The sequence below is a fragment of the Rhizobium sp. LjRoot254 genome, from assembly GCF_964254105.1.
Classification (GTDB): Bacteria; Pseudomonadota; Alphaproteobacteria; order Rhizobiales; family Rhizobiaceae; genus Rhizobium_E.
Map to the genome: position 1 here is coordinate 1,057,626 of NZ_CAXUSM020000001.1, position 12,625 is coordinate 1,070,250.

Below are 12,625 nucleotides of genomic sequence, written 5' to 3' on the forward strand. Positions count from 1 at the left end.
TCCGTTGCTGGGATCAGGCGGCGGAGGAGAACATGGCGGTGTCAGAGGCGGAAAGCAGGCTCGCGAGGTCGATGATGACGACGAAGCCGGTGTCTCGGCGCACAACGCCGTGGATATAGTCGGATCGCCAGCGGGTGCCGATATCGGGCGCCTTCTCGATCTGGTCGCGCCGGAACGGCACGACCTCGAAGACCCGGTCGGCGACCATGCCCAGCGTCAGGAGCCGGTCGGACAGCGGAATATCCAGCACAAGCACTCTGGTATGCGGCGTCGGCACGGTGCGCGAGAGGCCGAGCTTGAGCCTGAGGTCGATCGTCGGTACCCCGTGCCCGCGCACGTCGCGCAGGCCGAGCAGATAATCGGGACCATTGGGGATCTTGAAGGCGTCCTCATAGTCGAGGATTTCCCTGACGATCTCCACCTCGACGGCGAAGACCTCTTCGCCGAGCGCAAAGGTCACGTATTGGGACTCGCTCTCTTTCGATACCATTATGCGCTCTCCCGGAAATTGGCGTCGCCTTCATCCGGTCCGCCATGGCTGAGATCAAGTGCGAAGCCGCTCGCGCGGGCCTGCTGGTGGGCGACGGTGTGTTCCCGGCGTGCTGGTGCTGTCGGAGCCGCGCGCGGCTGAACCTTGGCCTTGGCATGGGCAGGGTTTCTGGCCTTCGATGCGGTGTTTGCCGTATCGACCTTGAAGAAGGCGATCGAGGTCTGCAGTTCTTCGGACTGAGCCGCGAGCTCTTCCGAGGTCGATGCCATTTCCTCTGATGCGGACGAGTTCTGCTGCGTCACCTTGTCGAGCTGCTGGATGGCCTCGTTGATCTGGGCGGCCCCGATATCCTGTTCGCGGCAGGCAGCGGTGATCTCGGAGACCAGTTCGGCGGTCTTGCGGATATCCGGCACCAGCTTCGAGAGCATCTCGCCGGCATCCTGTGCAGCTTGCACGGTCTCCGACGACATCGACCCAATCTCCGCGGCGGCGGACTGGCTGCGCTCGGCGAGCTTGCGCACTTCAGACGCGACGACGGCGAAACCCTTGCCATGCTCGCCGGCGCGGGCGGCCTCCACCGCAGCGTTCAATGCGAGCAGGTCGGTCTGGCGGGCGATTTCCTGGACGATCGAGATCTTCTGGGCGATCGTGCGCATGGCCACGACGGCGCGATTGACGGCCTCGCCGGAAACTTCCGCGTCCTTGGCGGATTGACGGGCGATCTTCTCGGTCTGGGCGGCGTTATCGGCGTTCTGCTTGATGTTGGCTGCCATCTGTTCCATGGCGGCGGAAGCCTCTTCAGCTGCAGCGGCCTGTTCGGTCGCGCCGTGGGAAACCTGCTCGGAGCTGGCCGAGAGTTCCTGGCTGCCCGACGAGACGTTGTCGGAGGCGGAGAGTGCGTCGCTCACCACGCCGCGCAGGCGCTCGACCATGCTCTCGAGCGCGATGCCCAACGTATCCTTGTTCGAGAGAGGCTTCGGCGACACGGTCAGGTCGCCATTGGCGATCAGGTCGGCGAGGCGCGCCGTGTTGCGGAGGTTGCCGGTCATCGTCTGCATGGAGGCGACGAGATCCTTGATCTCGTCGTTTGCCTTATGGTCGATCTCCTGATCGAGGTCGCCGATGGCGACGGCGTCGGCGAGCGAGCCTGCCTTGCGCAGTGCCTTGGAAATGTAGAGCGAGATCCATACTGCTGCCGCCAGGGAGAAAAGCGCGAGCGCAAGTGTCGCGGAAATGAGCATCATACGGGAATTGGCGTATTGCTCGTTGGTGGCAGCATCGGTTTCCTTGACGTTGCCGACGCCGACCTCGGTGATCTGGTCAAGGATCTTGAGGGCCTTGTTCATTGCATCGCGTCCGGTGCCCATGGAAATGGCGGCAGCCTGCGTGTTCGACTCGGTCGTATTGATCGTCGCCAGTTCGGCCATCCGCTTCTGAAGCGGTACGTAGACGTCGTAGATATCCTTGAACTCGGCGATCTTTTGCCGAACCTCGGCGTCGGACGACTTCGATATGATCTCGATATATTCCTTCACCTTGATCTGACGCTCTTCCAGGGATTTGACAAACTCCCCGATCTCGGCCGGATTGGTGTTCAGGATCGCGTTCTTCTCGGCACGAACGGTGCCGTTGAACTGGTTCGACAGAGCCGTAACGTTGTTCATGTCGGTGACAGGATGTTCGACCATCTCCGTAATCGCGCTGTTGAGTGACGAGAGATTGAAGATGGCGAGCGTTGACATGCCGCCCGCCAGAAGAATGATGGCGGTGAAGACCATGGCCAGCTTGAGCTTGATCGTGAAACGCATGAAGATAGACCCCCGACTTGATGTACTGGCAAGCGCTTGCCGCTTGCTTGCGACCGACGCGCTGTCGCGCGATTTGATTGGTGGCGAACCCGTTCCAGCCGTTTCGGCCAGTCGGTTCGTCCTGGAATGCTCAGTCGATAGAAGCGAGGGTCATTCACTTCCCGTTGCCCGACCGCATCGCGGCAAAGCCAATATGTGTGCCTGAGGTCGTGCTGGCGCCCGGCCTCTGATTGTCACGCGCTCTCGCGGAAGTCGCGATCGTCGGTGTCCGGACCGCCCTGGCTGAGGTCGAGGGCAAAGCCCTTGACCCGTGCCTGCTGGGCCGAAACCGTGTTCTCCGGGCGCGCCGTCGTCGTCTTGCGGAATGCGGTTGCTGCAGGGCGTTTTGCCGCCGCCGGGCGGGCTTTGGATTTGATCGCGGCACGGGAGACGTTGTCGTCAACCCGGAAGAAGGCGATCGAGGTCTGCAATTCCTCGGCCTGCGCCGCAAGCTCTTCCGAAGTGGATGCCATTTCCTCGGATGCGCCGGCGTTCTGCTGGGTCACCTTGTCGAGCTGCTGGATGGCTTCGTTGATCTGGGCCGCACCGATATCCTGTTCACGGCAGGCGGCGGTGATTTCCGAGACCAGTTCGGCGGTCTTGCGGATGTCCGGTACCAGGCGCGCTAGCATTTCGCCGGCGTCCTGCGCCGCCTTGACCGTGTCCGAAGACATGGCGCCGATCTCACCGGCTGCCGACTGGCTGCGTTCGGCGAGCTTGCGCACTTCAGACGCGACGACCGCGAAACCCTTGCCGTGCTCGCCGGCGCGGGCAGCTTCCACCGCCGCGTTCAGTGCGAGCAGGTCGGTCTGGCGGGCGATTTCCTGGACGATGGAGATTTTCTCGGCGATCGTGCGCATGGCGGTGACGGCGCGGTTGACAGCGTCGCCGCTAAGTTCGGCATCCTTGGCGGACTGGCGGGCGATCTTCTCGGTCTGTGCGGCATTATCGGCATTCTGCTTGATGTTGGCGGCCATCTGTTCCATCGAGGCGGAAGCCTCTTCGGCAGCGGCGGCCTGTTCGGTGGCGCCGTGGCTGACCTGTTCGGAACTGGCCGAAAGTTCCTGGCTGCCGGACGAGACATTGTTCGAAGCGGACAGGGCATCGCCGACGACGCCACGCAGGCGCTCGATCATGACGTTGACATTGCCCAGGAGCTCGGCGATCTCGTCGCGGCCGGCGACGGCCGCGAACTTGGTGAGGTCGCCGTTGGCGACATCCTGGACGACCTGGTTTGCCCGGCCAAGACCGCGGCTGATCGACAGCGCGATCCATGCGGCGGTGCCGGCGGCAATCAGCAGTGCGGCTGCTGCGGCGCCGATCATGGTGTTGCGGGTTGATTCGTAGTGGGCGTCGGTAGCAGCGTCGGCTTCTTCCATGAATTTCTTGGAAAGCGTGATCAATTCATCGGTCACTTCGCCGAGTTCGTTGGCTACGGCGCGGGCCTCAGTCACCGAAACGCGCTCGGCCCCTTCAGCATTGCCGGCAGCGGCGAGTTCGCGGATGCGGTCATCGGCGGCATTGAATTTCTGCGCAAGCTCGCCGACCTTGATCCAGCGCGGTCTACCTTGCTCGGTGGCCAGCGTCAGGGCCTTTTCCAGGTTGGTCGCGAGCACCGTGCGCGCCTCGTCGCCCTTTTCACGCGCCGCTGCGACTTCCGTCGGCGTGTTGGCCGCGAGCAAATTCTTCTGCTGGCGGATAGCCTGGAGCTGGGCAATGCTGATCTTCTGGGCGAGTTCGAGCCGATGGGCGGGACCATCGATGAGATCGCTCATCATGTTGTTCATGTTGCCAAGGCTGTTGACACCATAATACGCCATGCCGACGAGCAGCACGATGAGAAAGCCGAAGGCGAGCGTGAGCTTGAGCTTGATCGTGAATCGCATGTCGGTCCCCTAGTTCAGTACGTGCTCGAGGCGCTTGTGCTGCCTTCGTGCTTCGATGAAAAAATCGCCAGCAGGTTAGGGACGATAATGAAATCGCTTCCCCGCCTGACGAGGCAGTTGATGAAATCCGGCCGCCACTTCATGCCGACGCTGGGCGGCGGCTCGCTGGCGGTGCGTGCAAGCGTGGTGACTTCATTCACCTTGTCGGTGCGCACGCCGATCAGCACGGTTTCATTGCCGAGTTCGAGCGCGATGACGATGATGCGGCTATCGATCGTAGTCGTGGTCGCTTCCATGCCGAAGGCGAGCTTGATGTCGGCGAGCGGGATGACCCGGCCACGGAAATTCAGCACGCTGCCGACAAAGGGTCGGGCGCCCGGCACTGGCGTTTCGGGAAGCAGGTCGAGAATTTCCTGGACCATGACGGCTTCGATGGCGAAGGTTTCACCGGCGATGTCGAATGTCAGGACTTCGAGTTCGCCGTCCTCGTTCCAGAACTCGTTGGGCAGTTTGCGGAGTGCTTGGGTCATCCGGCCTTGCGCAGATGCGCCTCCTGTTGTTGTCCGGCCGCCACCAGATGGGCGACGTCGAGAATGAGGGCCACGCTGCCGTCGCCGAGAATGGTCGCGCCCGAGAAGGTCGCGACGTCGTGATGCAGCTTGGACATGGACTTGATCACGGTCTGGTGGTCGCCGATGATCTGGTCGACCACGAGGCCCACACGTTCGGAACCGGTGGAGATCACCACGACCTTCTGGAACGGATCGGGCTTGGTGCCGGTGTTGAAGAGATCCCGCAGCCGGATGAACGGCACCAGGCTGTCGCGCAGCGAGATGAAGCTGCGGCCGCGCGAGCGCATGTCGTCTTCGACGGAGAGTTCCAGGCATTCCTCGACCGCAGTCAGCGGAATGACGTAGCGGCCGGAGCCGACGCGTACGAGCAGGCCGTCGATAATGGCGAGCGTCAGGGGTATCATCAGAGAAATTTCGGAACCTTCGCCCGGATTGCTGGTGATGTTGATCGAGCCGCGCAGCGCTTCGATCGTGCGCTTGACGACATCCATGCCGACGCCACGGCCCGACAGGTTTGTGACCTGGGTTGCGGTGGAGAAGCCGGGCTGGAAGATCAGTTGCAGCACTTCCTGGTCCGAGAGTTGGGCGTTCGGCACGATGATGCCGGACTGCTCCGCCTTGGCCCGCACGCGGTCGCGGTCGATGCCGCGACCATCGTCCTTGATGGTGATGATGACTTCGCCGCTCGCCTGGCGGGCGGAAAGCGTCACGCGACCACTGTCCGTCTTGCCGGCGGCGCGGCGATCGTCCGGCGTTTCCAGCCCATGGTCGCAGGAATTGCGCACGAGGTGGACCAGCGGATCGGCGAGGCGTTCGATGACTGTTTTGTCGACCTCGGTGGATTCTCCCTCGGTGACCAGTTCGATCACCTTGCCCGTCTCATGGGCGAGATCGTGGACCAAGCGGCGGAAACGGCTGAAAAGGGTCGCGACGGGCACCATGCGCAGCACCATCATCGTGTCGCGCAATTCGCCGGAGAGACGTTCAATGTCCTCGGAGACGGCGCGCAGGCCCAGATCAACGCTGCGGCTCGACAACTGGTTGAGCCGCGACTGGGCGATAACAAGCTCGCCGACGCGGTCCATCAGTTCGTCCAGCCGTTCGGCGGGAACACGGACGTTTTCCGCCGCCTTGTTGGGTTTTGCTTCGGCGATCGCAGGCACCAGGGAGGGCGCGGCAACCGGCCTGCGCGCCGGCGCGGCGACAGGACTTGCGGCCGGCTCGGCCGGTATGGTTCCAGCGGGCGCCTCGGGCTGAACATCGGCCGCGCCGACGACCTGGATATCGAGCTGCATGTCGTCCATCACGAAGATGAACACGTCCTCGATCGCCGCTTTCGGCTGCGCGGTGGTGAGTTCGACATCCCAGGCGATATGAAGGTCTGTTGCGACGAGCGCATCCACTGAGGGAATTTTCGAGCGATCGGCGGCGATCACGCATTCACCAAGGTCGCGCAACTCGTCGAGCAGCGGCAGTGGGTTGGTGCCGTTCGACATCGCATTGACGGGCAGCGAGAAGCGAATCTTGTAGTGCGTGAGAGCCGGAGCGGCAGGAGCCGGCTTGAAATCCGGATTGCCGGCGGCTTCGACCGCGTGGCGGAGGCCGGCGAGTAGCGCTTCGCCCGTCGCTTCATGGTCGCCGGATGGTGATTGCACGAGCGTGCGCATGTGGTCCTTGGCTTCGAGAACCGCATCGATCAGTTCGCGGGTTGCCGGAACATCGCCCTTGCGCACCCTGTCGAAGGCTGTTTCGCAATGATGGGTGAAGGCCGCGAGCGCTTCGAAGCCGAACATCGCCCCCGATCCCTTGAGCGTATGAAGGCTGCGGAAAACAGCATCGACCTGCTCCTTGTCGCCGAGATCATGGGTCAGGTCGAGCAGTCCCGCCTCGATCTGTTCCAGAAGTTCGGCCGCTTCGGTCCTGAATACGGCAACCGGATCGGGAAAACTCATTTGCCGAGCACCTTGCGTACGATCTTGACGAGATTATCCGGATCGAACGGCTTGGTCAGCCAGCCGGTGGCGCCGGCGGCCTTGGCCTGTTCCTTGATGCTGCCATCGGATTCGGTGGTCAGGAAGATGATCGGGATGCCCATCTGGCTGGGGATCTTGCGCAGTTCACGGATCATCGTCAGGCCATCCATGACGGGCATGTTGAGATCGGTGACGATCAGGTCATAGCTGCCTGATGTCGCCTTCTGGATGCCCTCGGCGCCATTGATGGCTTCGGTGACGCTATAGCCGGCGTTCGACAAAGCCACATTCGTGGTCAGTCGGATGCTCGCGGAATCGTCGACGGTGAGAATGCGCGCGCTCATGATCAATCCTCTTTGTGGAGCCAGAAGAGGCGGTCTTCTGGAGACATTCGTTCGGTAAAGCCGGCGCGGGTCAGGGTGGATGCCACCGTTGCATTGGCCGGACTGGAAAGCTTGATTTGCTTGCCGGCGCTCGCTGCATAGATCCGGATGGACTCGACGAGTTGCAACGCCGACAAGTCGATGTCGCTACATTTGCCGAGATCAAGTTCAATCGGATCGACACCGGAAATATTGGCGGTTATTTCTTCTTTCAAATCGCCAATAGTTCTTATGTTGACCGTTTCTGGAAATGAAAAGGTCACGATAATACTGCTCCAATAGTTGTTAGGCGCCCCTTGCTATTCTGACTAGGATTCACATTTAATGGCTAACAATGTGTGAACGCAACAGGGCGAGAAATGTAGTGGAAGTTGTATGAGAAACTATCGATGACAATTCATAGTCATACTTTTTGGAATTCTAGAGATCGTTGATTTTGCTGCAAATTCAGTAACTTTGGCCAATGTCCGTGATTTTCGTATTATATCTCCCTTAAGCCTCTTTCACGATATGCCGGCTAGGAGACCGATGTCCCGTTACAACCCAGGTTTACCGGACATTCGTATCTTGCTGCTATTCAAATACTCCAGCGCCTTCATGTATTTGCGTAGGACAACCCATGTTGATGAATGCCCAGCGGATTGAGATCGATTATATGGCCGTCAGGGCTGGCCTGGAGGCGAAACTGACCTCCGCGCATGGGCAGATCGAGAAGAAGTTTCTCGATGGCGGCGCCGTCTTGATCTCGATCATGGAGATCCTCAACCGCCTGATCGGATCGCTTGACCGGCTGACCGGCTCGCTCGACGAGAACACGACCAGCGAGACGATGGGCGGCATTGAGGCGACAGCGAAGGAACTCGGAACGCTGCCCGCTTTCGAGGATGGCCGCCAGAAGGGTTTCGTCGAACTTGCTTCCGTTTGCCGCGCGATGCAGGGAAGCATCAGCGAGATGCGCGAGATCATGCGCTATCTCCGCACCTTTGCCATCAGCGTGAAGATTACCGCCGCGGGGCTCGATGATTTCGTAGGGTTTGCCGATGAAATCCGCGAGCGCATCCAATCCGGCGAGAGCGAGGTCAACCGGTTTGCCAAGCAGGTGCACGACATGCACGGGCAGCTCGAGAAGGCTCAGGAATTCTCAAGAAAGATCCTGCAGGAATATTCGGACGTCGTGCCCCGCACTGTCGCCGACCTGAGCGGCAACGCAGCCAGGATTTCCGGGCATCACGGCAGGCTCGCTGAGATGGCAAATCAGGTGAAGCAGCTCGCCCGCGGTGTGCAGGGCAAGATCACCTCCGTCCTCTCCGCGCTGCAGATCGGCGACATAACCCGCCAGCGCATCGAGCATATCCAGTCGATATTCCAGCTGTTCGATGAATTCGTCGCGGGCGAGGGCGCATCGCTGACGGAATCTGACAGAGTTCGGATCGGCGAGGTGATCAGGCAGCTCGCTGCAGCGCAGATGGAAGAGACTGCCACGGATTTCCAGCGGGAATGCCGCAACATCCATACCAACATGACGCGCTTTATCGATGACACAAGGGAGATCCTGCGTCTTCGCGACGGCATGACCGACAGGCAGAATGGTGGCGGCGAAAACGTGCTCAAAGCGCTCGAAACCGGCGTCACCGCCGCAGTCGGGCTGGTCTCGGGCGTTCAGGAGACAAGCAGTCAGGCGGATGCGGTCGCGCAATCGACGTCGGAGACCGCGCAAAGCCTGCTGCGCGGCATTGAGGTCATCCGCACGATCAAGACCGACATTCATTACATGGCGCTCAATTCCAATCTGCGCTGCTCGAAACTGGGTGACGAGGGCCGTTCGGTCAACGTGGTGAGCGCAGAATTGCGCATCTATGCGGGCAAGCTCGAAGTGCCCGCCGATGCGGTGATGAACGAATTGCAGCGGCTGGAAGCCGCCGCCGGTGCTTTCTCATCCGATCGTGGTTCGGGTTCCGGCGACATTGCCGGCCCGCTGAGCGAGGCGCTGTCCGCCATTCGCGGCGTAAGCGGCCGCATGGATGCGGGCATCGAGGAACTGGCTCGGGAAGGCCAGGAGGTGTTCACCAAGGTCAGCGCGGCTATCTCGACGCTCGATTTCGAAAGCGAGCTCGGTGATGTGATCGAGGATTGCGTCTCCCATTCCGCCGGCATAGCGAGCCCGCATATGATCGACATATCCGATCTCGCCGATAGCGTCGCCGGCCTCGGCGCTCGCATCCTCAAGCTCTACACGATGGCGCAGGAGCGCGAGATTCACTCCGGCTTCCTGCCGGCTGCTGCTGGCGCTGTCGCAGCGACGCCGACCACGTCGGCTGCGACGTCGGACGAGGATCTCTTCGAGGACGCCTTGTTCTAGTGATCAGGCCGCGGATCGAACCGCGCCACCCGCCGATGCTGCTGCATTGGCCGCCTTGCGCATCGGCACCAGCCGAAGCACTTCCTGCGCGAACATCTCGGCGTTTTCCTTGGCCTTGTCGAGATTGCTGACGCGCTCCGGATCCATGCCGTAGAGCGAGCCGCCGTAATCGAAAATATCGCGATAGGCCGAACGCTCGATAATCGGGGTGTCGAGCACGCGGACGCGCCGCTCGGCAAGCAGCGCCTTGACGGCAGACAGCGCGCGGGTGGTCACCATCGAGTTGACGCGGGACAGGACGACCGAGTGGTCGATGCGGATGCCGCCCTTGTCTTCGAGATAGCGGAGCAATTCGAGCACCTGGGCGCCGCCCTTGGCATCCATCGCGCAGCCCTGGATCGGAACGAGGATATGATCGGAGAGACCGATCGCGACGGCCATCAGAGGTGAGGACGCGCCGGGAAGATCGACGATGAAATAGTCCGTATCCGGCTTGTTGTCGCGCAGATGTGTCTGGATGTTGGAGGCGTTGATATAGGGAATGACCTTGAGATTATCGGGCGCATCCGACGTCTCGTACCAGCGCGTGATCCAGCGCTGCGGGTCGCTGTCCAGGATGGTGACCCTGTAGCCTAGGCGCGCCAGTTCGGTCGAAAGCAGCAGCACCGCCGTCGTCTTTCCGGCGCCGCCCTTGGTATTGGCAAATGTGATAACCGGCATGGTCGCCTCACTGGTCGTCGCGGCAAAACGGTTCGCGACGCATTGGGTTCATGCGGCCCATAGTTGTCAGACATGGTTAATGAAGGGTAAATCGCCGATACTGGAATATTGTGTCGGTGTCGAGATACGCGCTCAGGCAGGGCGGAATTCCACCAGATAGAACTGGGAATCCGGGCCGGGCGTTAGCAAGGCATTTTCGGTCTCGTCCAGCAGGGCGGTATCAAGCTTATCAAGGCGCTCCGTCTTCCCCTCAACCGTGATATCAAGGATGCCCCGGCTGCAAAGGAGCAGGCGCGTCGAGCCCGTTGGGGAATCCTTTTCGTTCGCCAGTCTTTCGACACCATGGTCGATCTTTCCCCGCCGGCTCATCGCATTGAAGTCGAGGACGGCGCCGCCGATCAGCGTCGCTGAGGTTGCGGCGTCCGCCGGGAAGGCGTGCGGCGTAGTCTCAAGCGTCAATCGCTTCGGCTTGGCGCCCGTGACCGAGAGCACGATGCCCGCGCCTTCGAGGATGGCCAGGGTGCGATCAATGCCGGGGAAGGCCGAGAACGGTCCATCACCTGCGACCTTGGCCATCGAGACGCGCCAGTCGAAATCCGCCAATCCGGCGCCATCGGGCGAGACGGCGATTTCCGTCGTCTCGCCGCCGCCGTTCTTCCACGGCATGACCTTGTAATCGCTTGCCCTTAGGATTCGCATCTTTAGTTGCCGAGAATGCCGGGCAGGCGCAGGCCTTTTTCTTTGGCACAGTCGATGGCGATCTCATAGCCCGCATCGGCATGACGCATGACGCCAGTCGCCGGGTCGTTCCACAGCACGCGGCCGATGCGCTCGGCGGCATCGTCGGTGCCGTCTACGCAGATCACCATGCCGGAATGCTGGGAGAAGCCCATGCCGACGCCGCCGCCGTGGTGCAGCGACACCCAGGTCGCACCCGAGGCGGTGTTGAGCAAGGCATTGAGCAATGGCCAATCCGAGACGGCATCCGAGCCATCCTTCATCGCTTCGGTCTCGCGGTTCGGCGAGGCGACGGAGCCGGAATCGAGGTGGTCGCGGCCGATGACGATCGGGGCGGAAAGTTCGCCGTTCCTGACCATCTCGTTGAACGCGAGGCCGAGCCGTTCGCGGTCGCCGAGACCGACCCAGCAAATGCGCGCCGGCAGGCCCTGGAAGGAAATGCGCTCGCGCGCCATGTCGAGCCAGTTGTGCAGATGGGTATTGCCAGGTGTCAGTTCCTTCACTTTCGCGTCGGTCTTGTAGATGTCCTCGGGATTGCCCGACAGGGCGGCCCAGCGGAAGGGGCCGACGCCACGGCAGAACAGCGGGCGGATATAGGCCGGCACGAAGCCGGGGAAATCGAAGGCATTTTCCAGCCCTTCGTCCTTGGCGACCTGGCGGATATTGTTGCCGTAATCGAGCGTCGGCACGCCGGCGTTCCAGAAATCCAGCATCGCCTGTACATGCACCTTCATCGACGCGCGGGCTGCTTTTTCCACTGCCTTGGGATCACTTTCACGCTTGGCCTTCCATTCACCCATTGTCCAGCCGGCGGGCAGGTAGCCGTTGATCGGATCATGCGCCGACGTCTGGTCGGTGACCATGTCGGGGCGGATGCCGCGCCTGACCATTTCAGGCAGGATCTCGGCGGCATTGCCGAGCAGGCCGACGGATTTTGCTTCGCCGGCCTTGGTCCATTTGTCGATCATGGCGAGCGCTTCGTCGAGCGTCTCGGCCTTCTCGTCGACGTAGCGGGTGCGCAGGCGGAAATCGATCGAATCCGGATTGCACTCGATCGCCAGGCAGCAGGCGCCCGCCATGACGGCGGCAAGCGGCTGGGCGCCACCCATGCCGCCGAGGCCGCCGGTGAGGATCCATTTGCCGGTGAGATTGCCGTTGTAATGCTGGCGGCCGGCCTCAACAAAGGTCTCGTAGGTGCCCTGCACGATGCCCTGGGTGCCGATGTAGATCCATGAACCCGCCGTCATCTGGCCGTACATGGCCAGGCCTTTCTTGTCGAGTTCGTTGAAATGATCCCAGGTCGCCCAATGCGGCACGAGGTTGGAATTGGCGATCAGTACGCGCGGCGCGTCCTTGTGGGTGCGGAAGATGCCGACCGGCTTGCCGGATTGCACCAGCAGCGTCTCGTTTTCCTCGAGGTCCTTCAGCGAGGCGACGATACGGTCGAAATCCTCCCAGGTGCGGGCGGCGCGGCCGATGCCGCCATAGACGACCAGCTCATGCGGGTTCTCGGCAACCTCGGCATCGAGGTTGTTCATCAGCATCCGGAGCGGCGCTTCGGTCATCCAGCTCTTGGCGTTGAGCGTGTTGCCGCGCGGCGCGCGGACGTCGCGGATGTTGTGGCGGGGATTGTTCATGGTCGGACTCCCGTAGGACG

The 12,625-nt window shown here is 61.6% G+C and carries 11 protein-coding genes; 1 reads left to right on the forward strand and 10 read right to left on the reverse strand.

Going from position 1 to position 12,625, the window contains the following annotated elements:
- Positions 1 to 13: 13 nt before the first annotated feature.
- The 7 genes from ACSQ26_RS05265 to ACSQ26_RS05295 form a co-directional block, all read right to left on the reverse strand.
- Positions 14 to 490: a chemotaxis protein CheW gene (locus ACSQ26_RS05265; RefSeq protein ID WP_436006967.1), complete on the reverse strand. Its 477-nt coding sequence runs from the start codon at positions 488 to 490 to the stop codon at positions 14 to 16.
- A complete protein-coding gene (locus ACSQ26_RS05270) occupies positions 490 to 2,298 on the reverse strand; it encodes a methyl-accepting chemotaxis protein (RefSeq protein WP_436006969.1) in 1,809 nt (602 codons plus the stop codon). The genes ACSQ26_RS05265 and ACSQ26_RS05270 overlap by 1 nt, the downstream gene beginning before the upstream one ends.
- Positions 2,299 to 2,531: 233 nt before the next feature.
- Positions 2,532 to 4,223, reverse strand: coding sequence for a methyl-accepting chemotaxis protein (locus ACSQ26_RS05275; protein ID WP_436006971.1), 1,692 nt, complete (start codon positions 4,221 to 4,223; stop codon positions 2,532 to 2,534).
- 14 nt (positions 4,224 to 4,237) lie between these two features.
- Positions 4,238 to 4,753 carry a chemotaxis protein CheW gene (locus ACSQ26_RS05280; RefSeq protein WP_436006973.1) on the reverse strand — a complete coding sequence of 172 codons (516 nt, stop codon included), beginning with the start codon at positions 4,751 to 4,753 and terminating at the stop codon, positions 4,238 to 4,240.
- On the reverse strand, positions 4,750 to 6,747 hold the full coding sequence (locus ACSQ26_RS05285) for a chemotaxis protein CheA (protein WP_436006975.1): 1,998 nt from the start codon (positions 6,745 to 6,747) through the stop codon (positions 4,750 to 4,752). The genes ACSQ26_RS05280 and ACSQ26_RS05285 overlap by 4 nt, the downstream gene beginning before the upstream one ends.
- Entirely contained in the window at positions 6,744 to 7,112 is a 369-nt protein-coding gene (locus tag ACSQ26_RS05290) for a response regulator (RefSeq protein ID WP_436006977.1), read from the reverse strand. The genes ACSQ26_RS05285 and ACSQ26_RS05290 overlap by 4 nt, the downstream gene beginning before the upstream one ends.
- A 2-nt stretch (positions 7,113 to 7,114) precedes the next feature.
- The gene (locus ACSQ26_RS05295) at positions 7,115 to 7,414 is read right to left on the reverse strand and encodes an STAS domain-containing protein (protein WP_436006979.1); all 300 of its coding nucleotides are present in this window, start codon (positions 7,412 to 7,414) and stop codon (positions 7,115 to 7,117) included.
- Positions 7,415 to 7,770: 356 nt separating this feature from the next.
- Between ACSQ26_RS05295 and ACSQ26_RS05300 the strand changes: the two genes are divergently transcribed.
- Positions 7,771 to 9,510 (forward strand): chemotaxis protein, encoded by a 1,740-nt coding sequence (locus ACSQ26_RS05300; RefSeq protein ID WP_436006981.1) that lies wholly within the window; start codon positions 7,771 to 7,773, stop codon positions 9,508 to 9,510.
- Positions 9,511 to 9,513: 3 nt separating this feature from the next.
- Here ACSQ26_RS05300 and ACSQ26_RS05305 read toward each other — a convergent pair whose 3' ends face one another.
- The 3 genes from ACSQ26_RS05305 to hutU form a co-directional block, all read right to left on the reverse strand.
- The gene (locus ACSQ26_RS05305; RefSeq protein WP_436006983.1) at positions 9,514 to 10,230 is read right to left on the reverse strand and encodes an AAA family ATPase; all 717 of its coding nucleotides are present in this window, start codon (positions 10,228 to 10,230) and stop codon (positions 9,514 to 9,516) included.
- Positions 10,231 to 10,362: 132 nt separating this feature from the next.
- Positions 10,363 to 10,929: a HutD/Ves family protein gene (locus ACSQ26_RS05310; RefSeq protein ID WP_436006985.1), complete on the reverse strand. Its 567-nt coding sequence runs from the start codon at positions 10,927 to 10,929 to the stop codon at positions 10,363 to 10,365.
- A gap of 2 nt (positions 10,930 to 10,931) precedes the next feature.
- A complete protein-coding gene (hutU, locus tag ACSQ26_RS05315) occupies positions 10,932 to 12,605 on the reverse strand; it encodes a urocanate hydratase (protein WP_436006987.1) in 1,674 nt (557 codons plus the stop codon).
- Between the last annotated feature and the right edge of the window lie 20 nt (positions 12,606 to 12,625).

Coding starts and splice junctions, on each gene's coding strand:
- ACSQ26_RS05285 (WP_436006975.1), bottom strand. CDS start 6,747: ATGAGTTTTCCCGATCCGGTTGCCGTATTCAGGACCGAAGCGGCCGAA.
- ACSQ26_RS05275 (WP_436006971.1), bottom strand. CDS start 4,223: ATGCGATTCACGATCAAGCTCAAGCTCACGCTCGCCTTCGGCTTTCTC.
- ACSQ26_RS05300 (WP_436006981.1), top strand. CDS start 7,771: ATGTTGATGAATGCCCAGCGGATTGAGATCGATTATATGGCCGTCAGG.
- ACSQ26_RS05290 (WP_436006977.1), bottom strand. CDS start 7,112: ATGAGCGCGCGCATTCTCACCGTCGACGATTCCGCGAGCATCCGACTG.
- ACSQ26_RS05280 (WP_436006973.1), bottom strand. CDS start 4,753: ATGACCCAAGCACTCCGCAAACTGCCCAACGAGTTCTGGAACGAGGAC.
- ACSQ26_RS05310 (WP_436006985.1), bottom strand. CDS start 10,929: ATGCGAATCCTAAGGGCAAGCGATTACAAGGTCATGCCGTGGAAGAAC.
- hutU (WP_436006987.1), bottom strand. CDS start 12,605: ATGAACAATCCCCGCCACAACATCCGCGACGTCCGCGCGCCGCGCGGC.
- ACSQ26_RS05270 (WP_436006969.1), bottom strand. CDS start 2,298: ATGCGTTTCACGATCAAGCTCAAGCTGGCCATGGTCTTCACCGCCATC.
- ACSQ26_RS05265 (WP_436006967.1), bottom strand. CDS start 490: ATGGTATCGAAAGAGAGCGAGTCCCAATACGTGACCTTTGCGCTCGGC.
- ACSQ26_RS05305 (WP_436006983.1), bottom strand. CDS start 10,230: ATGCCGGTTATCACATTTGCCAATACCAAGGGCGGCGCCGGAAAGACG.